At 58.0% G+C, this 25,197-nt stretch carries 16 protein-coding genes and 5 pseudogenes; 12 read left to right on the forward strand and 9 right to left on the reverse strand.

The window, feature by feature from the left end; genetic code table 11:
* Nucleotides 1-643 precede the first annotated feature (643 nt).
* From B4968_RS19910 to B4968_RS19940, 7 genes and pseudogenes are all read left to right on the forward strand, one after another.
* Nucleotides 644-1,279, forward strand: coding sequence for a recombinase family protein (locus B4968_RS19910; RefSeq protein ID WP_161492621.1), 636 nt, complete (start codon nucleotides 644-646; stop codon nucleotides 1,277-1,279).
* 40 nt (nucleotides 1,280-1,319) lie between these two features.
* The gene (locus B4968_RS19915) at nucleotides 1,320-2,219 is read left to right on the forward strand and encodes a recombinase zinc beta ribbon domain-containing protein (protein WP_083101031.1); all 900 of its coding nucleotides are present in this window, start codon (nucleotides 1,320-1,322) and stop codon (nucleotides 2,217-2,219) included.
* Nucleotides 2,220-2,363: 144 nt separating this feature from the next.
* Entirely contained in the window at nucleotides 2,364-2,741 is a 378-nt protein-coding gene (locus B4968_RS19920) for a hypothetical protein (protein WP_083101071.1), read from the forward strand.
* Nucleotides 2,742-2,821: 80 nt separating this feature from the next.
* Nucleotides 2,822-3,241 (forward strand): hypothetical protein, encoded by a 420-nt coding sequence (locus B4968_RS19925; protein WP_083101032.1) that lies wholly within the window; start codon nucleotides 2,822-2,824, stop codon nucleotides 3,239-3,241.
* Nucleotides 3,242-4,073: 832 nt separating this feature from the next.
* On the forward strand, nucleotides 4,074-6,902 hold the full coding sequence (locus B4968_RS19930) for a hypothetical protein (protein WP_083101033.1): 2,829 nt from the start codon (nucleotides 4,074-4,076) through the stop codon (nucleotides 6,900-6,902).
* 19 nt (nucleotides 6,903-6,921) lie between these two features.
* On the forward strand, nucleotides 6,922-7,143 hold the full coding sequence (locus tag B4968_RS19935; RefSeq protein ID WP_083101034.1) for a hypothetical protein: 222 nt from the start codon (nucleotides 6,922-6,924) through the stop codon (nucleotides 7,141-7,143).
* A gap of 1,406 nt (nucleotides 7,144-8,549) precedes the next feature.
* A pseudogene (locus B4968_RS19940) lies at nucleotides 8,550-8,874 on the forward strand (transposase); the annotation flags it as partial.
* 69 nt (nucleotides 8,875-8,943) lie between these two features.
* On the opposite strand, the gene B4968_RS23570 reads toward B4968_RS19940, so the two are convergent.
* Nucleotides 8,944-9,264: a hypothetical protein gene (locus B4968_RS23570; RefSeq protein WP_161492622.1), complete on the reverse strand. Its 321-nt coding sequence runs from the start codon at nucleotides 9,262-9,264 to the stop codon at nucleotides 8,944-8,946.
* Between the two features lie 619 nt (nucleotides 9,265-9,883).
* Between B4968_RS23570 and B4968_RS19950 the strand changes: the two genes are divergently transcribed.
* The 5 genes and pseudogenes from B4968_RS19950 (at nucleotide 9,884) to B4968_RS23765 (ending at nucleotide 13,234) form a co-directional block, all read left to right on the forward strand.
* Nucleotides 9,884-10,864: a TIGR03032 family protein gene (locus B4968_RS19950; protein WP_277620972.1), complete on the forward strand. Its 981-nt coding sequence runs from the start codon at nucleotides 9,884-9,886 to the stop codon at nucleotides 10,862-10,864.
* A 291-nt stretch (nucleotides 10,865-11,155) separates the two neighbouring features.
* Complete coding sequence (locus tag B4968_RS19955) at nucleotides 11,156-12,631, forward strand: FG-GAP-like repeat-containing protein (protein WP_083101036.1); 1,476 nt, start codon at nucleotides 11,156-11,158, stop codon at nucleotides 12,629-12,631.
* Nucleotides 12,558-12,764 (forward strand): annotated as a pseudogene (locus tag B4968_RS26305) (calcium-binding protein); the annotation flags it as partial. The gene B4968_RS19955 and the pseudogene B4968_RS26305, both read left to right, overlap by 74 nt.
* A gap of 23 nt (nucleotides 12,765-12,787) precedes the next feature.
* Nucleotides 12,788-12,949, forward strand: a pseudogene (locus B4968_RS26310) (calcium-binding protein); the annotation flags it as partial.
* 138 nt (nucleotides 12,950-13,087) lie between these two features.
* Nucleotides 13,088-13,234: a hypothetical protein gene (locus B4968_RS23765; protein WP_173907559.1), complete on the forward strand. Its 147-nt coding sequence runs from the start codon at nucleotides 13,088-13,090 to the stop codon at nucleotides 13,232-13,234.
* A 210-nt stretch (nucleotides 13,235-13,444) separates the two neighbouring features.
* Here B4968_RS23765 and B4968_RS19970 read toward each other — a convergent pair.
* From B4968_RS19970 to B4968_RS20015, 8 genes and pseudogenes are all read right to left on the reverse strand, one after another.
* Nucleotides 13,445-15,144, reverse strand: a pseudogene (locus B4968_RS19970) (ABC transporter ATP-binding protein).
* Nucleotides 15,145-15,205: 61 nt separating this feature from the next.
* On the reverse strand, nucleotides 15,206-15,970 hold the full coding sequence (locus B4968_RS19975; protein ID WP_083101038.1) for an ABC transporter ATP-binding protein: 765 nt from the start codon (nucleotides 15,968-15,970) through the stop codon (nucleotides 15,206-15,208).
* A pseudogene (gene fhuB / locus B4968_RS19980) lies at nucleotides 15,967-17,978 on the reverse strand (Fe(3+)-hydroxamate ABC transporter permease FhuB). The gene B4968_RS19975 and the pseudogene fhuB overlap by 4 nt, the downstream one beginning before the upstream one ends.
* Nucleotides 17,975-18,835, reverse strand: a complete 861-nt coding sequence (locus tag B4968_RS19985) for an ABC transporter substrate-binding protein (RefSeq protein WP_083101073.1) — start codon at nucleotides 18,833-18,835, stop codon at nucleotides 17,975-17,977. The pseudogene fhuB and the gene B4968_RS19985 overlap by 4 nt, the downstream one beginning before the upstream one ends.
* An 11-nt stretch (nucleotides 18,836-18,846) precedes the next feature.
* On the reverse strand, nucleotides 18,847-20,985 hold the full coding sequence (locus B4968_RS19990) for a TonB-dependent siderophore receptor (protein ID WP_083101039.1): 2,139 nt from the start codon (nucleotides 20,983-20,985) through the stop codon (nucleotides 18,847-18,849).
* A 46-nt stretch (nucleotides 20,986-21,031) separates the two neighbouring features.
* Entirely contained in the window at nucleotides 21,032-21,937 is a 906-nt protein-coding gene (locus B4968_RS19995) for a helix-turn-helix domain-containing protein (protein WP_083101040.1), read from the reverse strand.
* A 534-nt stretch (nucleotides 21,938-22,471) separates the two neighbouring features.
* Entirely contained in the window at nucleotides 22,472-23,719 is a 1,248-nt protein-coding gene (locus tag B4968_RS23255; RefSeq protein ID WP_139792931.1) for a calcium-binding protein, read from the reverse strand.
* Nucleotides 23,720-24,301: 582 nt separating this feature from the next.
* Nucleotides 24,302-24,979 (reverse strand): nitroreductase, encoded by a 678-nt coding sequence (locus B4968_RS20015; protein WP_083101043.1) that lies wholly within the window; start codon nucleotides 24,977-24,979, stop codon nucleotides 24,302-24,304.
* Between the last annotated feature and the right edge of the window lie 218 nt (nucleotides 24,980-25,197).

Consider the following 25,197-nt stretch of genomic DNA (forward strand, 5'->3'; position numbering starts at 1 on the left):
TTGGTGATTCGAGGTGCAAGCAAATGTTCACGTTTGTTCCTCTGACGTCTTTGGCCGACGGGTACGATTTCTTGGTGCAATTCGAATTGAAAGCACCAGAGAAATGCGCCCGGACCAAATCCGACAACACGCGTGCGCGTTGGCTGAAATTCTCAATTCCAAAGAAAATAAAGTAAAATAAACAGCCTGTTAGGAGGGTTGAAACTTGCGTAACCTGAGTTCATCTATCCAGTACACAGGGCAGATTCCCCGTGTCCATCTCTTGAGTAGGCATTCGGCCTGCACGGAACCTGTCGTCTTTCAGGTTTCCACCGACACCTGCGAACCGCATTGGCGGGATCGCCCCGGTATGGAGATGAGACACGATGTCTTGCGACCCTACTACCCATGTGCCGAAGTGAATGCCTTCGGTGAAAAACACCCATCAGAAGGGGCGGTTCAGCGATACGTCCCGATTTTTCGTCATGAACGAACTGAAGTCAGTCCGTTTTGTGGCGGATGACGAAATCCGGGCCCTCGAAACTTTCTATCACCAGGTACTGTATAATCTGGTGGATGCGAAGAAGAAGGGTAATAAGCCACAAAGGCAAAACCGTGACAAAGCAAACGGTCGGGCGCCATCTTTTGGGAAAGGCGGCCGAAATTGAGCTACCCCTTTGGCAATGCCCTTTCTGAAACCGAATCCAACGCAATCGCCTATGGGCGGGTCTCAACCAATCGTCAGGCAGAGCACGAACTTTCGATCGCAGAGCAGCTACAAAGCATAAACAGATTCTGCGAAACATGGGGGATCAACGTTGTTCACGAATACAAGGATGCGCACACCGGTCGTGAAATGGACGGTCGTTCAATCGATGAAATTGTCGACCTGATCGAAAGCGGTACCGAGTCGATAAACATGCTGATCGTCCATTCCTTCAGTCGTCTGGCTCGGGATGCATTTGCACTCGAAATGCTCCGGCGCAAGCTCGAGAAATGCGGTGTTCAGATCATCAGCATTACGCAGCCCATAGATGATACGCCGACCGGTGATCTGCTTCGTCAGGTGATAAGTGCATTCGACGAATACAATTCGAATGAAATCGCCAAACATGTCACACGAACCATGAGGTTCAATGCGGAGCAAGGCTTTTGGAACGGAGGCATTCCCCCCTTCGGGTATTGTGTAGACGAAGCTGGCAAGCGGGGCAAAAAGACTAAGAAAAAGTTGGCGGTGGATGCCAATGAAGCCGAGGATGTTCTTCTGATCTACACGCTGTATCTCGACGGTGACGGATAATCCGGTCCTTTGGGGGTCAAGAAGGTCGCGCAATGGCTGAATGCTGCTGGCCGCCCTCGTCGGGGAAAATACTGGAACCACTGGTCAGCTTCATCGGGTCCTGACGGATACCATTTATATCGGTGAGAATGTCTTCGGGAAAAAGAAGCCGAAGGATGAGCAAATCATCGTGGAGGTTCCCGCCATTATCGAAGCTGCCATCTTCGACAAGGTTCAGGCGCGGTTGCGTAAGCATCATCCAATCAAGACCCCTCCCAGGGAAGTTAGCAGCCCGATCCTGCTCACTGGAACCGCCCGCTGCGGACATTGCGGCGGCGGGATGATCCTGTCGACGGGGAAAAGCAACCAGTACCGGTACTGCACCTGCAGCAACCACAAGCGGAAAGGCAAATCTGTCTGCGATGGGCAGAACGTACCGATGGAAGTGCTGGATGGCATCGTGACAGACGCATTGGTGAGTGCCCTCGATGATATGAAGCGCAGCAAACAAGTTCTGGAGGCGCTTTCCCAGCGCATGGACGCCCGCAACATCGACGAAAGGTCCCGGACTGCCGAGCTTAACCGCGTGATGAAGGACAAGGAGCAGGCTGTTGTCCGCCTTTACCAGGCGATCGAAAAAGGTGTGTTCGATCTGGATGACGAATTGTTTCGGGTTCAATATCAGACGGCATGCTCGGAACGAGATATTGTTCGTGCCAAGCTCGATGCACTGACCCGCGACAGGGATGTGCGCATGCAAATGTCCCCGACGCAGGTGGCTGAATTCGGCCATTTCCTCAGAAATGCGCTTCGGGAAGGACCTGTTGCGTTCCGGAAGCAGTATATCAAGACATTTCTGCATAGTGTTGTCGTGTCGGGTGATGTGATCCATCTCGTGCCCCGTGATGACGCAGAAGAACCCCCTGACGTTCATAGCGGCAAGAAACCGAAAAAAATCTGATGTGATGCGTTCGAACCTTCAGGGGTTTCTCGGTGAACCCCATGAAGGTTTCGATCCCGACCACATCCAAAAAGCGCCGGAAAGGAGAGAAAGGCGCTCTTGAGGCCGCCAATGGTTGGCGAGCCATTAGCACAGGAGGTAACCATGTGCTCATTCATCCCTCGTCCCCTCGCCGAGCTCCAAGAGTTCGCCAGGTTTCATTACGAGCCTCTTCAAAACGCTGCTTTGCTGCTGGCTGGTCCGTTCGCACTGAAGCGCGTTCAAACGCTGTTGGATGACGTTCTCAGTTCGGCAACGATCACACGCCGGCTGCAAGTGGGCGTCGTTGATGTCCACAAACTGCTTTCGCTCTACCACGTGAATAATCCGGATCGGATCGAAGCTGCGTATTTCGCCGAAATCGACATGTGCGATCCCTTCATTGAGGACATCTGTCTGATGACTGAGGCGCTCACCGACATTTTGTATCGACTCGACCTCGATCCCGGTCAGCCGCTGGCTGACTATCTAATTGCCGCCTGACGCAGGCACAGGCCAGCCGAGATTTCGGCTGGCTTCTTGAGGGCAGGCATCCTGCCTGACCCATTGCGAAAGGAGCAAATATGTTCGAGCAAACATTGGAAGAGCTGGCATTCGACTGCCTACGTGTCGGGCGTCAGCTCGGCAGTGCCTGCGAAAACGCCGATATTTCCGTCCCGCCGGAAATGGCCAAAAATTTCCATCAACTGATGGAACGCCTCTCCGAAGGCGAGATCCTGTGCATCAAGGAATTTCAGTCCCTCGAAGAGCTTCGCTTGCTGATCAGGGACGCCATGAACGACCTGCGTCCCGGATTCGGGGATCAGGAATTCACCCGCTCTTCGGAATCATACGACATCATGCATCGGGAGCTGAAGCTCCTGCACGTTGCGATGGTCTACTATGAACAACTGGTCTACCGCCACAGTCTGGTGCAGGACCGGCTGACTGCTTTTCGCTGGATGCGCTTCAAGGAGCGCCAGGCGCGGTCTGGGACCGGCTAAACCAGGGATTCAGCCCGGAGCGGCCATCTTACCCAAATCTCTTCTTGACGCGCGCCGTGCCCAGCTTTCGGGGCGACCACGTCATGAGGTTCTCGATGTCTGCTTTCCAGCCCCTGCGCCGAGGGCCAATTGTCGGCGCGGGACAGTCGAAGGCAATTTGTCCTATGTGGCGAACTTTTCAGCGGGTACGTATTGATATCTGCCCTTCGCGTTGGGATCTGCGCTGTTCACGTGGGATCGGAATGGCAAGACTGGTCATTGAAGTGTTTCTGATCGCTCCTGCGCTCGAGCGCTATCATCAACACTTCTGGCAAGAGGCTTGGTCATTGGCGTGAGACTGGGTTTCCCGCCCCGCCATGAGGTGGCCTTTTAAGGGGTAGCGAAGCAATGGGAAGGTAGCGCGGTGGAAGGTCCGGGTGCAGGGAGTCGAGAACGATAAGTAGACCATTGATGACTTGCCTGGGTTTCGTCCCGGGCGATTTTTTTGGGACTGATCGATCGCTGATTGCGGATGACTTCACCTGCCAATAGGTTGGTTGGCAATAAGAAAGAAAAAAAGTGACTCCATGCTCACAAGCACAATCCGCATTGAAATCGACCAGATCTGGAAGGCCTTCTGGTCCGGGGCTGTTTCCAACCCACTGTCGATGACCGAGCCGCAGCCCTTTCTTTCGTTCATCAAGCGATCGGTAGAACCGCACAACCTGTACCTTGTCGCAAGGAGGTTTGGTGACGTTTTTTCCGTTAGAATATGACTTAGCTCAAAGAAAAATTACAGGATTTGCCGAAGTGTTAGAAACACCCCCGCATTCTTCAAAGTGGACCGAGCTCATTGGTGATTGACGATCTAAATCAGATTGAGAGGAACCTGGATTCCGCTTGGATTGCAGACGGAGCGTCTCCCTTCATCGCCGACTTGGTCGTTTCAAATGACATCTTCGACTCCGCCCGACGGGTCGCACGACAGTACCCGATAACGATGTTGCTCCATAGATTTCCAACTCTCGGTGTCTGGGCTGTCCTCTATCCGCTTTCGAAAAACTATGAAGCGGCCAGTCGCGAGGTTTATCCGCATCTTGAAGATTTTTTCGGAAAGCCGATCTGTGCTGGTGATAAAGACCTCTTGAAGTCCCGTTTCCGAAAAGCTGCAAGACATATCGGGATTCCGGTGCCCAGCGGTAACCATCCGACTCAGGTTTTTTTCTCCCCTCTGGGTGTGCCTGAGCCTCAGCATGACCGACTTGCGCGCGCCTTTCTTCGCACGGCTACTTACAAGGGCCCACCTGCCATCGAAGATACAGTTGCTTCACGTAACTGGCAGCGTATTGCTGTTGTTGAGTATTGCCCAAGCCAGAAGCGTCTATATGAAACCATCGTCTTCGATGAATCTGCGCATTATGCGCGTCGCTTTGATGCCTGGCGACGAGGAGAACCTGGACAGGGCAAGGGTGAACGAACCCTGTTCAAGGCATACGATGATCAGGCGAGCCTGATGGGGCGGAAGAAATCTGATTTCGTAGGACCTCCATCTCTGATCTGGCAAAGAGACCGGCTCGGCCTTGCAGCAGAGATTTCCGCAAAGCGGCAGGTCATTGCGTGCGGGGCTTTCCCGACACAAATTGCGAGCGGCAAGCGGATCACGATCAACCCGCCCTGGCCGGAGACCGTTGAATGGACCTCTGGTTCTATGTCGGTTGATGTACCTTTTGCGCCGACCGCACTGGAAGTTCTTCTCTTCGACGCAGACAGCGGAGCGCTCCTCCAGCGTATTGCGCCCAAAGACCAGCTCGTGGAGGTGCCAGCCTCTCGTCTTGTCGCTCTAAGTAAGGTGTATTTCCAAAGCCCTTCATTTGGATCAGCGATCTCTACAGCTGACCCAGAAATTTTTTCAGCCTGGATTGAGTGTGGCGAAACGCTGTGCTTCGAAGGTCGAGCCGATCTCAAGATTTCCCGGCCGGTTGATACGTCTATCTGGTTCGACGGATCAGTACTCGGAAGAAACGGGAGCACTGCCCTCTACGCGAATGACCTTAATATCCTGATGTGTCTGGATCCGGATGTTGGCGGGCCGACACGAATTGTCCGCGCAACGATTGAAGGTGTTGCGCGCTTTGTGAGTATCAATGTTGACGAGAACAATCAGGCAGCAGTTGCTTTCACGGCGTTCGGGTTTCAAGCCGAAATCGACCCAGGACGGGCGGCCTTTGAGGTTCTTGTGCCGGGAGCAGCAGGTGATCCAAATGCGCGTGCTGATCTAAAGGCTCAGTGCTGGGTCTGGCCCGGAGTTCCACCTCAGTCAGGCGACCTGACCTTTGCGCCAGTTCCCAGTAACTACGACCAGGCACGAAGCGCCGGACTTCATGTTGATTCCTATGGCCGCCTTTCGGTCAATGAGCATTCCGACATTGAGACGCCCATTCTTGGCTTGAAACAAACCGACAGGTCTCTCGAATTCGATCTCGTCGCGCGAAGCGAAAAGCTTTGGCAACAACGCGTTGATCGCGGTCACCGCGTCTACGTTCCCAAAGGAGACACCCTGCAGTTCGGATACGACAACCGCCACGACACACTTCTCTTGCGGTGCTTTGATCGCGATGCCGATCTCATCGTGCTTGTAGCACTCATAAAGCGTCCGTTCATTCAGCGGCAGACTTTTGAGATCGGTGCTGAAAAGCTTGAACTGGATACCGGAGACGATCGCATTGCGATAAGGCGCGCCGATGGACATGTCGAAAGTCTGACGCGCCTCAGGCGCGTAAATGACACCGGCGCCCTAAAGGTCAAAGAAAAAGAAAACCTCATCACCTTCTCTATCCGCCCCAACGAGGATGTCGAAGGCCTTCGCGTTGCACTCCAGCCGGTCAGTGGAGAGCTGGTGGAGGGTGACTACCAATTGGGGCACATGCCTGCCTCGAAACCGGTGATCCCTGGGATCAGCGTCGAACAAAATTCGGTGGACCAAATGACCAGTGTCGAGATCCAGGCCGCAAAGCTAACACGTCCTGCACGCCTTCTGTTTTCAAGCCTCGATGAACAGGGAGTTGCCTCAATCATTCGGGATGCCTCCTTCGCTCCGGTTGCGATTGGCCTCTCTGGAGTTATCGCGAACCCGAGTAGGGCTGATCTCGCAAAGCTCGCCAACTTCCTCGCTGAGCCAGAGGCTGAGGGTCTTGGTGGACAGTTGAGCCGCACTCTATATCCAAGCTACCGATCTGCCTTCGACACTATTGGTTCGAACAGGACAATCGGGTCGGTCAAGCCGGCGCTTAACGTGGTGAGGGGCGATGGCGGCACGGCGCGGCATGACATTGTCGGCGTAGCACCTTGGGTTTTTGAGGCGCCACTACCGGCTTTGACGGGGTTCTTAGAGGGAACTGGGCTTTCTTCTCTCGATCAAATGCACGTCATTCCCGCGCCAGAACCGCGACCCGATCTCCGCGTTCAAGATCCTCTTGCGGCTTGGCTTTCTCGCGTGAATTCAGAACACGACCTCCCTAAATCGCTCGACGGGGAAGCTCTTCAGCACGCCTTCCGGGCCTTGCGGTTCAGGATGCAGGAACGGGATATGAAGGACCTCCGAGATGACGGGCCTATAGGAAACGCTGCACGCATCATCTGTTCCGCGCATTCCGAGAAAATAGACGAACTGCGCGCCCTTTGATACGGAAGGTGGAGGTGATGTGTTTCCGGCCAAAGTTGCAGTTCAAGTCGAACGCTTCGCCCGGGCTGCCACACACCGCCGCGCCGGTGATTTCATGGCCGATCTCTCGTCACGAACAGGGCTTGCCCAAGAGGACTTGGGGCCCGCAATGACCATGATGATCCGCGCTGGCATTCACTTCTTCGTCTATTTTCGAGCCCTTTGGGCGAACGCCATGACCGTCGAGGTTTCCACTAAATGACCATTCTTGATCCCAATTCTTATCGCGAGAGCTTGAACCAGACACTTGCACGTTTCGTTGCTACATCATCACCGATCAACGAGGTGCGAGCGCCGCGGCTCGCTGAACAATTGCGAGAAAAGATCGGATCACTTCAATTCGTAAAAGGGCCGTTCGTTGAAACCCTTCCCGACTTTGAAAAGGGTCGAAGTCTTGAGCAGCTTCACCAAGCCAGTATCCTCGACCCGCGTTGGATCGCCTTTGGAGAAAACGATGCGAACGTCTGGACCCGAGCGCTCCATGCGCACCAGGAAGAGGCGATGTTGCGCGAACCATACGTGGAGGCTTGGGGCGGACCGGTTGGCTTGACGGCAACGCCCGGCGGCGGGCAACGGAAACTTTTACGTCTTGTTCCTGGCGGCATTGCCATTGAGGAAGATGAGGAAGACACTGACGACAGTACGGGACAGGTCATCTACTTCGACCCGAATACCGGGAGCTGGATGGAGGAAGAGGCCAGCGGTGGTGTTGCTCTTGAGAGCGTCGAGCTCAGGGAAGATCCTGATGATGGTGCACTCTACATGCACAGGTGCGCGGCCTGTAATCACCGCTCCTCTCGCTATCCCGAGCCTATCACTACTGTCAGGCCAGGTGACGAGGCTCTTGCCGCCGTTGCCGCACAGTCGATTCTCGAAGCGATGCCTAAGCGTGACCACGGTGACAACCCACCTATGAGTGGTCGAAACCTATTGGTTTTTTCTGACAACCGACAGGATGCTGCGTTTTTCGCGCCTTTTTTTGAGCGAACCTCAAGGCAGCAAGCGCTGCGCAGCGCTATCCTGCGCGCCGTTGACGCCAACGGGGAAATCGACATCGACAATCTTGTCACCGCTGTGCGCAATGAGCTTCGAAGAGACGGGCTACGTCTCTACCGGCCAGGCGTTTTAGCAGAGCTTGAAACTGGCACAAACGAAAGCCTTCGCCTGAAGGCCCTGATCGTTGCCGAACTGACTACCTTGGGGCGCGGCCGGCTCGGCCTCGAAGGCTTTGGTCGCCTTGGCGTAAATTACGTGGGTTTCGACCGCGTGATTGCAGCCGTCGAGAAAGCGATGCCTGGAAAATTGAGACCTTATGCCGAGGCCTTTGCGAGATACGTTCTCAAGATGATCCGTGATTATCGTGCAGTTTCCGATCAGCACTCAAGCATGATCGACCTCGATGATGAGAGCATTTGGACACGCATCGCTGCTCAGCCATCACGGTGTTTTACGCGAGAAAAAAATCCCCGCGCAAAGGTCGCAATGAATCTGGTACCTGCTGGAAACCGGCCTAATCGGTTCACGGCACTAATCAAAAAAATGGCAACGGCGACCGGTGAAAATCTCAAGAATTCAGATGTCCTCGACGTCATCACCGCCTTCTGGAAGGCCATGGAAACCCGCAAATGCCGCGACGCGATTGCCACCTGCGGCGCTCATGCCGTCATCCCACCTCGCAAGAATGCCCAACCGTGGAAACCCACGAGCACCGGGGCCACCGCCAGAAACGAAGCGATCAATGCCTCGCGATATCTGGGACGTGCTATTTGGAGAAAGTGGAGCGGATACCACCGCCGGAGCCGTATCGAAACGAAGATGCATTGTTTGAAAAAAACTGGGCCAGCGCCTTGTGGCGCGTTACTTCGACAGGCGGGCCGCTGAAATCCAGGTCCGCATCTTCTGCTCTGAAATTTGCTGTGTAGCTGTGCTGTGAACAGCTTGAGTTCCTGTCAAAAGCCATACTGAGCCAAGTGCTGCAACACTTCCGATAGGAGGCCAGTGTTCAGACCGAAGCCTTTCTAATGGCTCGGTCCACCGCATTCCATGCTTGTCTTCGGGTGACCGAGGTTACCCCCTGAACTACCGTGACAAAGTCTTGGCGATTTGAAGCGACGGCCTCGATCCCAAATTCATTGATCAATCTCTCTGCTTCAATCCGCTGAGTGCTGAGTTTTGGAGATCTTGCGTTATGCCAGGAAAATGGTCCTTTTATTTCAATGTGATAGTAGTTCTCACTTTTATCCCACTCGGCCCGCCACCAAATCAGCCCCTTACGTGACTTTAACACACCAGTCAAAAACAGGTCGGTTTTCGAGTTTCTCACTCAAGTTTCCCACGTTGATGATCCGTTCCCTAAGACTCTGAGCCTCCTTTGCCAGGCGTTTTTGTCTCGCACCCTTCGAATATTTGTGAACCATCGACAGGCTTGTGAACCCGTCCTTTGCGCCACACTGGCCGCGGCGCAGCATTTGCAGTTTTGGCTCGAAGCAAACCTGCAGAAATCTAACGCTATCGCGTCGTTGTTTTTGTCGTGCTCAGAGGTGAGGGTTTGATGCACTGGGTGATCCGGAGTGCGACGGGTCGGCTGAATTATGTCTAGAAAGGGCCTCTGGAATAGGGTAGCGCTATGAGTTCCTGTTTCTTGCTCGCTGTCGCAAGTATTTGCGCCTAGGGGCGTATTTACTTCTGCGAAGACTTTACCGTTTGGATTTCCTGGATGTCGTTACCTGCCAGCCCGCGCGCCGCATTAAATTGCGATCATACCTACTTTTATGACGCGCCTTTGGCCCTCCCGGTCGCCAATAATGAACCGGCTCCCGGCTGCGGGCATTTGCAAGCAAGGTTGAAGCCGTGAGTGATATCGCAAATAACCAGAAAGGCGACAAAGGCCCCTTGATGCTACTGTCTTCGGGCTTTTCTGATTGGCTTGAGGCGGCTGACGTATCGCTGGCCTCACGACTTATCAGGCGGGCCGTTTGTTTTTCATTGGCCGCAAAACCGATGGAGGCGTGCGTGCCCATGAGCGCATGATCGAACAGTGCCAGGGCCTGTGGACGGATGGAAGCTCGCTCTGGGTTAGTGGCCTCTACATGCTCTGGCGGTTCGAGAACGTGCTGCGCAATGGTGCGACCACGCCGGTGGGCGCAGATAGCAAGTTTGTTCCCGTAGAGGGGCGGGTGGTCGGGCGCACGGATGTGCACGACATCGGCCTTGGTGAAATCGAGGGCGTCCGGCGTCCGGTTTTCGTCAACACGCTGTTCAACTGTCTCGCTACGATCAGTGACACGGCAAGCTTTCGACCCATATGGCGGCCGAACTTCATTAGTGCTCTGGTTGCAGAGGACCGCTGCCATCTCAACGGGCTGGCAATGGAGGGAACCCGACCCGCCTATGTCACCGCCGTGAGCCGCTCGGATGTCTTTGACGGCTGGCGCGACCGTCGGCACGATGGCGGTGTTGTGATTGACGTAGCCAGCAATGAGATCGCAGCCAGTGGTCTGTCGATGCCGCATTCCCCACGCCTGTACGATGGGAAGCTGTGGCTCTTGAATTCGGGGGCCGGTCAATTCGGCTATATCGATCCAATGGATGGCAGGTTTACGCCGGTCTGTTTCTGTCCTGGCTATGCCCGCGGGCTCGCTTTCATCGGGCGGCATGCTGTCATTGGCCTGTCGCGTCCCCGTAATGGTGGCGCGTTCTCTGGGCTGGCACTTGATGAGCGCCTCTCCGAAAGGGACGCATCGGCGCGCTGTGGGCTACTGATCGTCGACATCGACAGCGGCAGCGTTGTTGAATGGTTGCGGTTCTCGCATACGATTGACGAGCTCTATGACGTTGCGGTCTTGCCAGGGGTACGATCTGCCGAAGCGATCGGCTTCAAATCCGACGATATCCAGCGTGAGATCACGATCGAGCACCCTTAAGCCCGGCGGTGCGACGCCTTGGCGTTCATCTGATGATACAAGACCTGTGCGCTGCAGGCTTATCGCGGGCTACGGTTGGTTCCCTGCGCCCGCAGCCTCGAGATGCGCAAGGGGGGCTGTCGAAACGCCTCGCGAACTACGGGGTTTCATCTTTGATTGATGTGACTTGCGATATTTTAATCATGTGTGCTATTTGCATTTCAAGTGTTTTGAATTTTCTTTTTTTGCGAAATCAGGATGATATCAGACATCGCGCGAAATTAGCTCAGGTATTGAACGGAGATCGCCGCAATGGCTCAGTTTAACACAACCTCGTTTGGTATTGGCATCAGTCCAGTTTCCAATGCCACTGCTGATCTGGACGGTGACGGTGACCTGGATCTTCTGGCCACCAACTATATTAGCGACAACGTTTCTGTGCTGCTGGGCGATGGGAGTGGAGGCTTCGCGCCGACCGCTACTGTGCCGGCCACCAATGGCCCGCGTCAGGTCGTGGTTGGGGATCTCGACGGCGACGGCGATATCGATTTTCTCGCCTCCAACTATTCCGGCAACGATGTCACGGTTGCGCTCAATAACGGCAGCGCCGCTTTCAGCGTGTCGTCCGTCGCAGTGGGGAGCACGCCTCGCGGTCTGGCCACTGCTGATATTGATGGCGACGGGGATCTGGACATTGTTTCCGTCAATTACGGTTCAGACAACCTGTCTGTCGCGTTGAACAACGGCAACGGCACCTTTGCAGCGGCCACCACGGTTGCGAGCGGAGGAGTCCGACCGGTCCAGATGGTCATTGCGGATTTCGACGGCGACGGTAACGCTGATCTTGCAGTCACCAACAACAGTGACAACAACCTCGGCATACTGATTGGAAACGGCGACGGGACCTTTAACGCGGCGACGCTTGTCACCACTGGTTCTGGCCCTCGGGGCCTGACGACTGGTGACGTAAACGGCGACGGGCATGCCGACCTTGTGGTCACAGATTTCAGCGCAAATACTGCCTCGATCCTGCTCAACAACGGCAACGGCACCTTTGCCGCGCGCACGACGGTTGCGACCGCAAATAATCCCTATGATGTAAAGCTGGGCGACCTCGACGGCGATGGCGACCTCGATATGGTGGTCAGCAATTCCGGCTCCAGCTCTCTGAGTGTGTTTTTCAACGATGGCGCGGGTGGCTTTACCGCGGCGAGTGATTCGCCTTTCGCGGTCGGCGTCTCTCCCGGTGGTCTGACGCTGGGCGACTTCGACGGTGATGGCGACCTGGACATCTCGAGCGCGAACTTCGGCTCGAACACCGCCAGTATCCTGATCAATACCATGTCGCGCTATTCGATCGCCTCCGCCGGTTCGGTGTCGGAAGGGACGGCTGTGGGGGCCGGTGGGGTTCTTGCCTTTACCGTCAGCCGCACAGCCACGTCGGAAGCAGAGGATGTCACCTATACCCTCAGCGGTACGGCGACAGCTGGCACCGACTATACCGCTCCGAGTGGCACCGTCAGCTTTGCCGCAGGCCAAGAGACTGCAGAGATCCAAATTTCGCTTACGCCAGATGCCATCAAGGAAATGAGCGAAACCATTGTTGTAGACCTCACCGGCGTTAGCGGCGAGGGTTTCATTGCCGCCTCTGCTGCCAGCGCCACGGGCACAATCGCCAATGACGATCACAATACCGTCTCTGGCGGCGACACCGATGATTACCTGGCCGGGACCGGCAACAGAGACTTTCTCTTCGGCAACGGGCAACGACGTGATCATCGGTGGTGATGGCAACGACCGCATCCTGGGCGGCGCCGGCGATGACAAGATTTTTGCGGGCGCCGAGGATCAGGGCAATGACGTGGTCTTTGGTGATGCCGGGGACGACGTGATTTACGGCGGTGGCGGCAACGACTATCTGTATGGCGGGTCGGCAGCGACACGATTTATGCCAGCAAGGGTGACGACTATCTCTGGGGCGATGTCGGCAATGACATTCTCTATGGCGGCCAGGGCCGTGATATTCTGCGCGGCAATACCGGCAACGATAAGATCTACAACGGCGCCGGCTCAGATACCGTTGATGGCGGCAAGGGCGCTGACACAATTTTTGGCGGCGCTGGGAATGACCTGCTTTATGGTGGCAACAAGCACCGCTCGGGCGGGGATGGGGCTGAGGATGTGTTCATTTTCACCGCGACCAGTGGCAAGGATAGAATCGTTGATTTTGAACAGGGGATCGATGTGATCAACCTGCGCAAACTCGATGTTGATTTCTCCGACCTCGTCATAAGCGACGGCAATGTTGTCACGATTGAGGGTATCGACTCGTCCGATCTGACTATCACCGTGAGCGGTGCTACGCTGACCGAGAGTGATTTCCTTTTCTAGCCGATATAACGTCGCCAACTGGGAAAGGGAGCCGAGGGGCTCCCTTTCGTTCAGGCTCTGGATTCAGCACCTGTCATAGCCAGTTGACGACGCTTGCGGCGGGCTGCCTCTGTGTGGAGCAGCAGACAGGCTCGCAAAGCCACTCTCCACGTTCACCATACATTCTTGATATGAGGCGGGGAGGCTGACCTATCGCCTGCCTCGTTTGTCTCATGACAGGCGGGCATAAAGCCCGTTTTGGGCGCGCAAGTCGTCATGTGTGCCAGCCTCAACCCTTTGCCCTGCCTGCATAACAATGATCTGATCGGCATGTCTCACGGTTTCCAGGCGATGCGCGATGACCAGCGTCGTGCGCCCCTTTGAAAGCTGCTCCAAGGCCTGTTGGATCTCACGCTCCGTCTCTCGGTCCAGGGCCGAGGTCGCCTCGTCGAGAACCAGGATCGGCGGATTTTTGAGAAAGGCGCGGGCAATGGCGACGCGTTGTTTCTGACCACCGGACAACATCACACCGCGCTCGCCTACGACTGTGTCGAGGCCATCGGGGAGACGCGCGACAAGCGCGCTCAACTGTGCGTTCTCGACCGCGGCATGCAGTTCGGCCTCGCTGGCGCCTAGCTTGCCGTACAGGATATTGTCACGCAGGGTGGATCCGAACAGGAACACGTCCTGCGACACCAGTCCAATCTGCGCGCGCAGACTGTTCAGGGTCATGTCTGCGATGTCGATCCCGTCGATGGTTATTCTGCCGCAAGTTGGGTCATAAAACCTTGGCAACAACGCCAAAAGCGTCGTCTTGCCAGCGCCGGAGGGGCCGACAAAGGCCACGGTTTCTCCGGCCTTTATTGTGATCGTGACACCCTGCAGAACGGGTAAAGGGCTGTCATAGGCAAAGGACACATTCTCGAACCGCACCTCGCCCCTGAAAGCCGGCGCCGGGCCTGCGTTCGGGCGGTCGCTCACATCGCATTCGGTTGCCAGCAGCTCAACGTAGCGCTGAAAGCCTGCGATGCCACGCGGATAGGTCTCGATCACGGCAGCGATTTTTTCCAGTGGGCGGAAAAACACGCTCACCAGCAGCAAAAAGCCGACAAAGCCTCCCGTGGTCAAGGTGCCCTGCAGCACAAACCCCGCGCCTGCGACCATCACCACGACCTGCACGAAACGCAGCCCCATATATTGTATGGCGCTGGCTTTTGCCATGATCGCATAGGCCGATAGTTTGGTGTCGCGATATGCGGCATTGTCGCGGGCAAACAACTCTTCTTCGTGGCGCTCATTGCCAAAGGCCTGCACCACGCGGATGCCGCTGATTGCCTCTTCCAGCCGGACGTTAAACGCCCCGACGCGGGCGTAGATATCGCGCCAGGAGCGGGTCATGCGCGCGCCGTATACGGCGACAACCCAGACCATCAGCGGCACAATCACAGCCGTGATCAGGGCAAGGGTGACATGCAGGTTCATCATCAGCAAAAAGGCCCCGACAAAGGTCATCACCGCGATGAAAAGGTCTTCTGGGCCGTGATGGGCGACCTCGCCTATTTCTTCGAGATCGCGGGTCACACGGGCCACCAGTTTGCCGGTGCGGGCGCGCGGTCATACCAGCGCCACGACAGGCGGGTGAGATGCGCAAAGGCGCGGCGCCGCATTTCCGTTTCGATCTCAATTCCCAGCCGATGGCCCCAGTAAATCACAATCCCCATGAGCAGCGTGTTGAAGGCATAGACCAGCAACAATCCGGTCGCCGCCAGAACGGTCAGCCCCCAGTCCCCCAGCGGCAAAAGGGGGTCAATAAACGCGGTGATGGCGAGGGGGAAGGCAAGTTCGAGAAGGCCGGAGAGAACGGCAGAGCCGAAATCGACCCAGAACAGGCGTGTATGAGGGCGGTAGTATTCAAAAAACTGGCGAAGCATAGGGCTGGCTTTCGGATGACTGGCTTGCAGATGACTGTCTTGCAGATGACTGGCTTTGGGATCAAAGCGGGTGAACAACGGGGCTGGGCTGGGCATTGATAACCTGCATGGGCACGCCATAGATACGCTGAAGCGCCTCGGGGCTGAGCAGCTCTTTCACGCCGCCCTCAAGCACAACGCGGCCTGCGTCGAGCGCGATGACATGATCGCAGAACCTCACGGCCATATTGACGTCATGCAGGACGACAACGGCCGAGAGTGCGCCTGTGTGCACCGTCTCACGCAACAGGCCCAGCACCTCGATTTGGTGGGCCACATCCAGCGCAGAAATCGGCTCGTCCAGCAGCAGAGTGCGCGCGCTCTGCGCCAGCATCATGGCGATCCAGCCGCGCTGCTTTTCTCCGCCTGACATGGTATCCACCAGTTGGTCGCGCTTATCCGTGAGGCCGCATCGCGCAATCGCTGCGTCAATCAGGGACTGGTCCTCAGGTCCGAGACGCCCCAGGGCACCGCGCCACGGATAGCGCCCCAGCGCCACAAGTTCACTGAGCAAAAGCCCCTCGGTTGCTGGCGTCACCTGCGGCAGAAAGGCAAGGTCGCGGGCAAAATCCTTTGCCTTCCAGTCCCGCAGGTCTTTGTCGGCATACTGGATGGCGCCACTGCTTGGCCGGGTTTGCGCGGCGAGCATTTTCAGCAGCGTCGATTTCCCGGACCCGTTGCGCCCGACAAGCGCCGTGATCCCGGTCTCAACTGACAGGGTCAGGCGATCCACCAGCCGTCTGTTGGGCACGTCGAAGCAGACATTGTTGAGCGAAAAAAGAGTCATGCGTGTCTCCGTCCAAGAAGGGCCATGAACAGCCAGGGCGCGCCGATCAGCGTGGCAAAAAGCCCAAGTGGCAGATCATAGGGGTAGCTGGCAGTGCGGGCGCCAAAGGCCGCCAGGCTCATCAAAAGGGCGCCCAGACACCAGCTCGCGGCGAGAAAGGGAGCGGGGCGCAACAGGCCAAGGCTGCGCGCAATATGGGGGGCCATCAGGCCAATAAAGCTCACCGGGCCTACCAAAACGCTTGCAGCGCCGGTTGCCAGTCCCGCCGCAAGCACAAGGCCCAGCCGCACCCGCCCAAGCTGCATCCCCACACCCCGGGCGACATCCGCGCCGAGGGGCAGGATCTCGAACCACCGAGCGAGCAAAAGTGCAGCCCCCAGCCCGACCGCGGCCAGGATGGCCAGGGCCAGTGCACCGGCGACAGTGGCGCGTGCCGCACTGCCTGCAAGCCAGCCCAAAAGCGTCCAGGCGCGCGGATCACCAGAGGCCATGATAGCGGCCAGCAGCGCCGTGGCAAAAGCCCCAACCGCCAGACCCGCCAGCAAGAGCCGCGCCGGGGCCATATCGGCGCGCATGGCATAGGCAGACAGAATAATCAGCGTCACCGCAGCCCCCGTGGAGGAGCCTAAGGCGAGGGCAAAGGGCGACGGGGCAGGGGTCAGAAACAGGGTTGCGGCATATCCCAGTGCCCGCCGCCAGTGACGCCAAGAACCTCGGGGGCGGCCATGGGATTGGCGGTGAGTCGTTGCAACACCGCACCCGACAGCGCCAATAGCGCTCCGGCAGAGGCAGCCGCCAAAATGGCCGTGGCGCGCAGGGGCCGGAAGGTGGCGGCGATGGCGCCGGAGATCATCCCCCAGCCATCGGGGCCGCGACCGCCAAACAGGCTCAGCACCGTCAGGATGAGCGTCGCACAGGCCAGCAGACCACCCCGTCTCCACGGGTGTTTGGCACGCGGCGGCAGGGTCTCATTGCGTTCGGTTTCGGGCGGCACGATATGGCGCAGTTTGGGCAGCAACGCGATCAGGAGCGGCCCGCCGATCAATCCCGTCAAGGCGCCGGTTGGCAAGGCAGGCCCGCCAAAGGCCACAAGCGCTATGAGCCCGCTGTCAACGACAGACAACAGCACCGCCCCCGCTAGCGGTGACGCCAGCAGCACCTGTGCGACAGAGCGCGCCCCAAGACGCCGCACCAGCGCCGGTGCGGCCAGGCCGACAAAACCGACGAGGCCAACCTCGGCGGAGACCATGCCGGAGAGAAACACTGCAAGCGTCAGCGCAGCGAGACGTATCAGGCCAACCCGCGCGCCCAGGGCTTTGGCCGTGGCGCCGCCAAGGCTGAGAACCACCAGCGGACGCACCAAAAGTGCGGCCCCCATGCCGCCAAGGATCAGAACCCCGATGAGCCGACACACCCCGTGCCAGCTGTCTTGTGTCAGCGCGCCGCCATTCCAGATAACCAGCGACAACAGGTAGTGCCCTTGTCCCAGGGTGAGGGCGGTTGAGATGGCAGAGGCGAGCATCCCCACCAGCATCCCGGCGATTGTCACGGTGACGGGGGCAAAGCCACGCCGGGCCGCAAGGGCCATGACGAGCCCGACCGCCAGGGCGCCGCCAATCAGCGCCACGGGGCCGCGCCCAAGCGCCAGCGCCTCGGGCCAGATCAGGGTGGCGAAAACCAGCGAAAGCTGGGCTCCGGAGGCGACACCAAGCGTGGTCGGATCAGCCAGCGGATTGCGCAGGACCACCTGCATCAGGGCCCCGGACAGGCCCAGCAAAGCGCCAATGAGCAGCGCCAGCACCGCGCGCGGCATCAGGCCAAAGGCAAAGAAAATCTGTTCAGGCACAAGGCCATCCGGATCGGCCAGGGGCAGGACCCATTGGGAAAAAGGCAGCGCGTTCAGGGCCGCAACACTCCACAGGCCAGTGGAGACGAGGCCAGCGGAGACGAGGGCAACCAAGATAAGGGCAGCCGAGCCGGGGGCGGCAACAGACAGCAGGCGGCTCATGCGGTTTCCAAAGCGGTCACAAGGTTATCGGCAAAACGCAGCGCCGAGGGCGCGCCACCAAAGGGGTGGTTGTCGTTCAGCTGTATCACACGTCCGGCGCGCACCGGGTGCAGCGCGGACCAGAGGGCGCTTTGCGCGATGGCCCGGCGTGCAGAGACAGGCAGCGGCCCGGCAATAACCAGCCGCGCCTCGGGAAAGGCGAGAAGTTTGGCCAATGGCACAGGCGCGTTGAAGCCAAATTCAGTGTCGCCGCTCCAGGCATTTGACAGGCCAATGCGGGTCAATGCCCCGCCATAGACGCTGTCGGTGCCGTAGATTTGCACGTGGCGGGCGTCTCCGACCGTCATGAGAATGCAGGGCCTGCCCGCAAAGGCCGCGGCCCGTTGTGCCAGGTGATCGAATGCCGCCTCGTACTGGGCGCGGATCTGTTGGCCATGGCGGCCAAGACCCAGATGCACGGCCAGAGATTCCAGCGCCGACAGGACCTTGGGCAGGGCGGGGTCGTTGGGGACAAACAGCGGGCGCGTGTAAACTGGCGCGATCCGCTGCAACTGCGGCTCAATGAAGCTGTAGTAATTCGAGGACAGGATCAGATCAGGGGCCACGAGGCTCAGCGCTTCGAGATTGGGGGCACCGCGCAGTCCGAGGTCGGCGCAGTCCGGTGGCAGGGTGACGGCAGAGGCCCGGATGAACTGCCGCTTTTCCGCCAGGGCCACCAAAGGCAACTGCAGGGCGGCAGCCGTTTCCGCCATCGCCCAATCGATTGCCGCGAGGCGCGGCTGGCTGGTTGCCCAAACAGGTGTTGCCACAAGAGCCGAAGCTCCTGTGGCAACAAACGCACGACGCGTCAGGGTCATCAGCGGCTGTTTTACCACTTTTTGGTGAGCGTGGCCGAGACCGTGCGACCGTCGCCAAAATAGGTGGAGAAATAGCCCACCGATGACACATAGGCCTCATCGGTCAGGTTGGTCACATTGAGCTGAAGTTCGGTGCCGTTGCCAAAATCATACGAGACGGCGGCATCAAACAGGGTGACGGAGTCAAGACTGTTGGCGTTGGCATTGAAGGCGTAGCGCTCGCCGATGTAGCGCGCGCCGGCCCCCACAGTCAGACCCGCAAGTGGCCCGCTTTGGACTTCTTTCGAGGCCCAGAGCTTAAACGTGTTTTTTGGCGTCAGGCCCAGCTCATTGCCATTATTGTCGCCACCGATGATTTCGCTGTCTGAATAGGAGTAGCCGCCGGTGAAGCTCCAGCCATCGGCCAGATTGGCGCGCCCTTCCAGCTCTAGCCCACGGATGCGGGATTTGCCAACCTGATCATAGACCGTCACGCCTGCGCCATTCTGGACATAGACGGCGCGGTTCTCTTCGTCGAGCTGATAGAGCGAGGCGGTGACATAGGCGTCGATCGTTGCAGGCAGGTATTTTGGCCCCAGTTCCCACTGCTCACCTGTGGTCGGATCAAGCGGTGCACCGTCATCGCCAGGCTCGGCAAAGCTTTGGAATGAGGTGCCATAGGACAGATAGGCGGACACCCCGTTGTCCCAGACATAGCCAAGGCTTGCCTGGCCTGTGGTGGCACTGTCGTCGCGTGTCAGATTGGTTGTGCCGGGATAGCTGCCGACACCGGGAATGGTGTACAGCGTCTCGGACTGGCCTTCAGCCTTGTTCTGGTCGTGACGCAGGGCCAGGCCCGCGCGCCAGTTGCCAAATTCCAGCTCATCGCCAAGATAGATGCCAATCTGTTTCACCGTCACGTTTTTATCGGCAGACCAGCTGGTGCCGTCCTGAACCGCTGTGATCGGGGTATAATCCGGATTGGCGTAATCAAGGGCAGCCTGACCGTAGTAAAAGATGCTCGACGCGGTTTCCTCAAACCGGCTGGCATCAATCCCAAGGGTCAGGTTGTGCCGTACATTGCCGGTGTAGACATCGCCTTCAAGCCGCAGGTCGGTGGCGTAGGAGAGGACATCCTCGTCCTGCAACAATTGCGTACGGGCCACATCGTTGCCACTCACAGCGCCGACAGACAGGTTGGAATAGGTCCAGTCGAATTTGGTGAGCCCCGTGTTGCTCACAAGTCGCCAGCCATTGGCGAACTCATGGGTGATCTGAGCCCCCAGATTGAAGGTCTTGCGATCCCCGTATTCCAGCGCTTCGTTGCCGAAATAAAAGTCGCGCAGATCTTCGTTCGAATGCACGCCAACCAGTGCATTTGGCACGCCAGAAGGCGAATCCGGGTCGTCATTCTGGTAGGAGCCCAGGAATTCAAAGGTTGTGGCGCTTGTCGGACGGTATTTCGTGGCAAGACCCAGATAGCCACCGGGATTGTCATATTCGCTGATGCCCAGCACCCGGTTGCCGGCCTTGCCAACAAAGCGATAGGCAAACTGGTCGCTCGCCACGCGGTTGGCATCGCCAAATGCATAGTAGGACCCGTTGCTGTCAACGTGCAGCCCGGCCTCGTTTGTATCGCCATCGAACTGCGCGCGTTTCTGGATCAGGTTCACAAGGCCAGCCGGTGAGCCCGCGCCATAAAGCACCGAGTTCGGGCCGCGCAAAAGCTCTACCCGCTCCATGCCATAGAGATCCAGCGAGGGTGCTCCGTAGTCCGGCCTGGTTGAGCGGCTGAAATGCAGCCCGTTCAGATAGATCTGGTTCTCCAGGTCCGCGCCCCGGACCGAGATCGAGTCAAACCGCGGGTCGGCGCCATAGGCCTCGGTCACAACGCCCGCAGAATACCCAAGCGCCTCTGACAGATTGTTGGCCGCCGTGTCCTCAATCTGATCCGTGGTCACCACGGTGACCGATGCGGGCGTTTCCAACAAAGAGCGTCCGCTTTTTGTCGAGGCCGTGGTGCCTGCCGCGTAGCCGACAACCGGGCCGGTGGGGTCTTCTTCGGACTGGATGATGATCTCATCAAGCTCGATGATGCTTTGCGCCTGTACAACGCCGGCCATAAGGGCCAGCGCACTTGTGCCGAGCAGGAGGGAAAATGTGAATTTCATGTCAGTGACTCTCGCTGGTCATTTTCCTGAGTGTTTAAATCAACTATTAAACGCCGTCTTGAACGGTTCCGCCGTCATTTGTGCCAATCCGCCGCAAAGGTAACTCTTGTGTGTCGCGCCGCCATTGCGAGGGTGGCACGCCAACGGAGCGGCGAAACACCCGCGACAGATGGGCCTGATCGGAAAATCCCGTGGCCACCGCGATATCAGCCAGAGGACGCTGCGGGTCTGCCATCATGGCCTTTGCGGCGGCAACGCGACACTCTGCGATCCAGCGTTGCGGCGAAAGCCCGGCCGATTGTTTGAAGACGCGGCTGAACCAGCTCTCAGACAGCCCCACCACCTTGGCAAGTTCGGCCACGCCGACGGATCGGGCTATGGTTTGTGTCATGTGACGCTCAAGCGCGGCCATGTGCTGTGGCGGCAGGCCGCCGGAGGTGTGCGCCGGGGCGTTCAGCGGTGGCCCAATGACCGCCCCCAGCAGCGCCTGCAACAAACCTTCCAACACAAGTGCGCCCCGTTGGGGGGCCTCGACCTCGCCGGCGGCAAGGCGGGCCAGGGTCAGCAAGGCGCTGTCGTCGGGGGCAAACATCGCTTTGTGGGGGAGGCCCTGCACACCAACCGCCATGAGCCGCGCCTGCAGGGCGGCGGCATCAAAATGAAAATCGATATGGCTGAGGGTCTGCGCTTTGCCCAGCCTGCTCCAAAGCGGCACACCTGCGGGGACGAAAAACGCGCGGGTGCCAGGCCCGCCGACGGCCCCTGCCGCAGTTTTCAGCGCCATCAAGGGCGGCGTGACATCCAGGAAAATGACGAGACGCGGATCAGGCGCGGTATAAAACCCGCCGCCGCCTTGATCGCCTGCGACATGCCAGACATCGGCAACCGCGCCCGAAAGGGGCCGGAACCTCAAAGGTTTGAGCGTGCGTAAATGACGGGTCTGCGCCTCCATACGGGGGAGGAACGCCCGCGGGACGCGCAGGGATGGCAGGGGTGCGGAGGGCATAATGAGAATTGGTGAGACGTCTATGAGGGTTAGTTTTTTCTTACCTGACAAAAACAATAAGATAAGTCAATGCTGCCGATAAACATGGTTAAGGCCTAAAGCAACAGAGCTCTGAGCCCCCTGCGCAGTATGGCCAACTGTATCTGCGCCCCGGTTTCAGCCTGGCTTTTGCCCTGCTTGGCTCGTCAGTCATCGCAGTAGACAGGCACCGCAGCAGGCCGGCACCGCAGCAGACAGGCTAGCTGGATGAAATCCGCTCAGGGCCCGCGCGTGACTTTGCATCGGCCACTCACCGGCTTTTCTGACCTTGGTCAATGCGTGGCTATATCTTTGGGAGGGAGCCGACTGCTGATACCTTCCGGTTATCACGCTGTATTAATGGGGAGAATATCATCCGGGGGTAGCGAGGTCGGCAAGCCCAAGACGCGACAAAGCCCCGGTGATTTACCGGGGCTTTGCTGTTTACATCAGGCTGCAGAATTAGCCGAAGAGGAACAGGTCCGAGTTGGACAATGCAGCGAGACTGACATCATCGAAATCCAGCGTCACGTCGTCAAATGTGACCCGTGTTCCGGTGCCAGTTTCGGTGAAACGCAAGTCTTCGTAGCGGTTGGCGCCAGTTTCAATCTGAATCAGATCCCGGTTGACATTAAAGTCGGTCAGCGTGTCATGGCCATCACCAGAGCGGAAGGCAAACACATCGGCCTGGCTGCCGCTCGTGAGGACGTCATCGCCCTCACCGCCGCGCAGGGTGTCATGGCCGCCACCACCAATCAGCCGGTCATTGCCGCTGCCACCATGCAGGTAGTCGGCATTTTTATTGCCAATCAGACGGTCATTGTCATCTCCCCCCGCGAGGGTGTCGCTGCCCTGGTTGCCGCGCAGAACGTCATTGCCATTGCCGCCATAGATCAGGTCATTGCCGGTGCCGCCATCCGCAGTATCATTTCCGGTCAACAGGCTGATTTCGTCGCTGCCGCCGCCAGAGTCGATCCGGTCATCTCCCCGGCTGCCGGTCATGTTGTCAGAGGCACCTGGTCCCTGCTCGACCATGGGATCCTCCGGATCGGGGGTAGGCTCTGGATCGGGCGTAGGTTCCGGGTCAGGGGTTGGCTCCGGGTCGGGCGTAGGCTCTGGGTCAGGCTCTCCGGGGATGCCTTGGCGCAGATCGATCACCTGGTCGTTCAGCCGCAGGAATTCGACCGAGTTCAGGGTGTCGGTGCCAAAGCGGCTGGTAACCTCGATCCCTGATGAGGTTTCAGCCAGGGTAACCTGAGAAGAATGGGCCCGCAGGACAAAGGTATCTCTGCCCGAGCCGCCATACACAGTGTCGTCGCCCTCGCCGAGCTCGATGACGTCGTTGCCGGTGCCCGTCATCCAGAACTCTGGTGCTGAACTTGCAGAGGTGACGCGGGTATTTCCCTCAAATACTTCGTTGTTTAAAGTAATGAGTGACGCATTTCCGTATGCCAGCAGGCCCATATCCAGACCAGATACAGAGGCCACGGCTGTGCCATATTGCGCCAGGGATATGCCTGTAACCGTCCAGCTGTAGGCTGAACTGCTGCTGAAGTCCCCGGTGATGGCCCAAACGTGGCCGTTGTCCCCAACCATTTCAATGCGAGAGGAATTTATCTGGGTTACTGTGGGGTCTGTTGCGTCTTCGTGAACAAAGAGGTCGTAGAAGCCATGATTGCCGCTTGAATCTGCTATAGTCACAATGGTCATTTTAAAAATACCCCAATATTTCAGTGTGTTGAGTGTATTTCTAATATACTTAAAGTTTATTGCAAGACTTATTTAACACTTGGTTAATACCGGCCAGTCACGGGATCTTAGACCGCGCTGAAGAACGGCTTTGGCGGAGTTTTGCGTGGTCGGGCAGATTTCAGCGCTCCTGCACTGCCAGATCAAGGGGGCGCGCGGTGCTGCGCCGTGTCTTTGTCAGAGGCTCGTGGCTGCTGCTCATTGGTTGTCGGTCATTGGTTTTAACGGCGGCCACTGTCTTGCCGAGTGTGGCGCGCAAGCGGATCTGTTCCTGCTCAACACGGGTCTCAACACGGGGCGCAATTTTGGGCGCAGTCTGTGCCGCAGTCGCCACATGCTGAGTGTCAGGTTGTTTTCCTTTAGGGCGGGATGCTGATGATCGGAGCGCAGTTTGCCTTTGCGCTGGGCACTCTCACAGGCTTGCAGGTCGGCCTGCCGCTGTATCTGTAACTGTATCCTTATCTGTAGGTCGCGGGCCTGAGGGGTGACCAAGCGGGGAGGCCGCAATGGACCCTCCCGCCCGAGGCATATTTACGCGCGGCGCTAGTCGTTAAACCCCAAAAACCGCGTGGTGTTTTCAATCGGGCGTCGCCGCGAGACAACCGAATTCGCGACAAACGCGTCATCGGGCCAGCCAAGTGCTACACAGGTCAGAATGATCTGATCCTCCGGGATATTTGCCACCTCGCGCACCACGGGGCTTTGCATGATGCCCTGACCATTGATCACCGCCCCGAGGCCTTTGGCCCAGGCGGCCAGTACCAGACCATAGGTCATCGCGCCGGTGTCAAAATGGGCGATTGTATTGTCCAGAAGGGCGCGGTCAAAGCAGACAACAATCGAGACGGGCGCGTCGAACTGGCGAAAGCCGCGCATGACCCAGTCCTGCCGGCGCTCCTTGTCGTGGCGCTCGATGCCCATGGCCTCAAACAGCTGAACGGCGATTTCGATCTGACGGGCGCGGTGCTCTCCCTCATAGGCGGCGTATTCCTCGATATCCCGGCTGGGAGGCGTGCCATCCAGCATGCGGTCCGTATTGCCCTGGCGCACGCGTTCAAGCGGCTCACCGGTCAGGACATGCAGATGCCAGGGCTGGGTGTTCATCGACGATGGCGCGCGGTTGGCCAGTGCAATGATGTCTTGCAGCAGCTCCTGCGAAACGGGGTCTTTGGTAAAGCCGCGGATAGAGCGGCGTTCTTGCATTGCCTGTTCGAGATTCATGACTTGCCTTTATATTTGCTAAGGGAGGCCGCTACGCAGGGGCCGTGAAGAGTGGGCGTCTTGCCAGGTCTGGACGGGGCAGGCTTCGTTCCAAGCACCCTATGGCAAGACCAAATGAGGTTCTGTCAGGACCTTAAACGCAATCAGGCTGGCTTGCAGAGTGGCTTTGCGATGTGCCGTCCCGGCACAAACCACCGCCACCACGCTGCCATGACATC

Source organism: Pseudophaeobacter leonis (assembly GCF_002087335.1).
GTDB classification, from domain to species: domain Bacteria; phylum Pseudomonadota; class Alphaproteobacteria; order Rhodobacterales; family Rhodobacteraceae; genus Pseudophaeobacter; species Pseudophaeobacter leonis.

Bases quoted from the DNA above. Each gene is read 5' to 3' on its own strand.
- B4968_RS19975 (WP_083101038.1), bottom strand. From the start codon at position 15,970: ATGACTCTTTTTTCGCTCAACAATGTCTGCTTCGACGTGCCCAACAGA.
- B4968_RS19990 (WP_083101039.1), bottom strand. From the start codon at position 20,985: ATGAAATTCACATTTTCCCTCCTGCTCGGCACAAGTGCGCTGGCCCTT.
- B4968_RS19915 (WP_083101031.1), top strand. From the start codon at position 1,320: ATGCTGCTGGCCGCCCTCGTCGGGGAAAATACTGGAACCACTGGTCAG.
- B4968_RS19925 (WP_083101032.1), top strand. From the start codon at position 2,822: ATGTTCGAGCAAACATTGGAAGAGCTGGCATTCGACTGCCTACGTGTC.
- B4968_RS19920 (WP_083101071.1), top strand. From the start codon at position 2,364: ATGTGCTCATTCATCCCTCGTCCCCTCGCCGAGCTCCAAGAGTTCGCC.
- B4968_RS19985 (WP_083101073.1), bottom strand. From the start codon at position 18,835: ATGACCCTGACGCGTCGTGCGTTTGTTGCCACAGGAGCTTCGGCTCTT.
- B4968_RS19955 (WP_083101036.1), top strand. From the start codon at position 11,156: ATGGCTCAGTTTAACACAACCTCGTTTGGTATTGGCATCAGTCCAGTT.
- B4968_RS23255 (WP_139792931.1), bottom strand. From the start codon at position 23,719: ATGACCATTGTGACTATAGCAGATTCAAGCGGCAATCATGGCTTCTAC.
- B4968_RS19995 (WP_083101040.1), bottom strand. From the start codon at position 21,937: ATGGAGGCGCAGACCCGTCATTTACGCACGCTCAAACCTTTGAGGTTC.
- B4968_RS20015 (WP_083101043.1), bottom strand. From the start codon at position 24,979: ATGAATCTCGAACAGGCAATGCAAGAACGCCGCTCTATCCGCGGCTTT.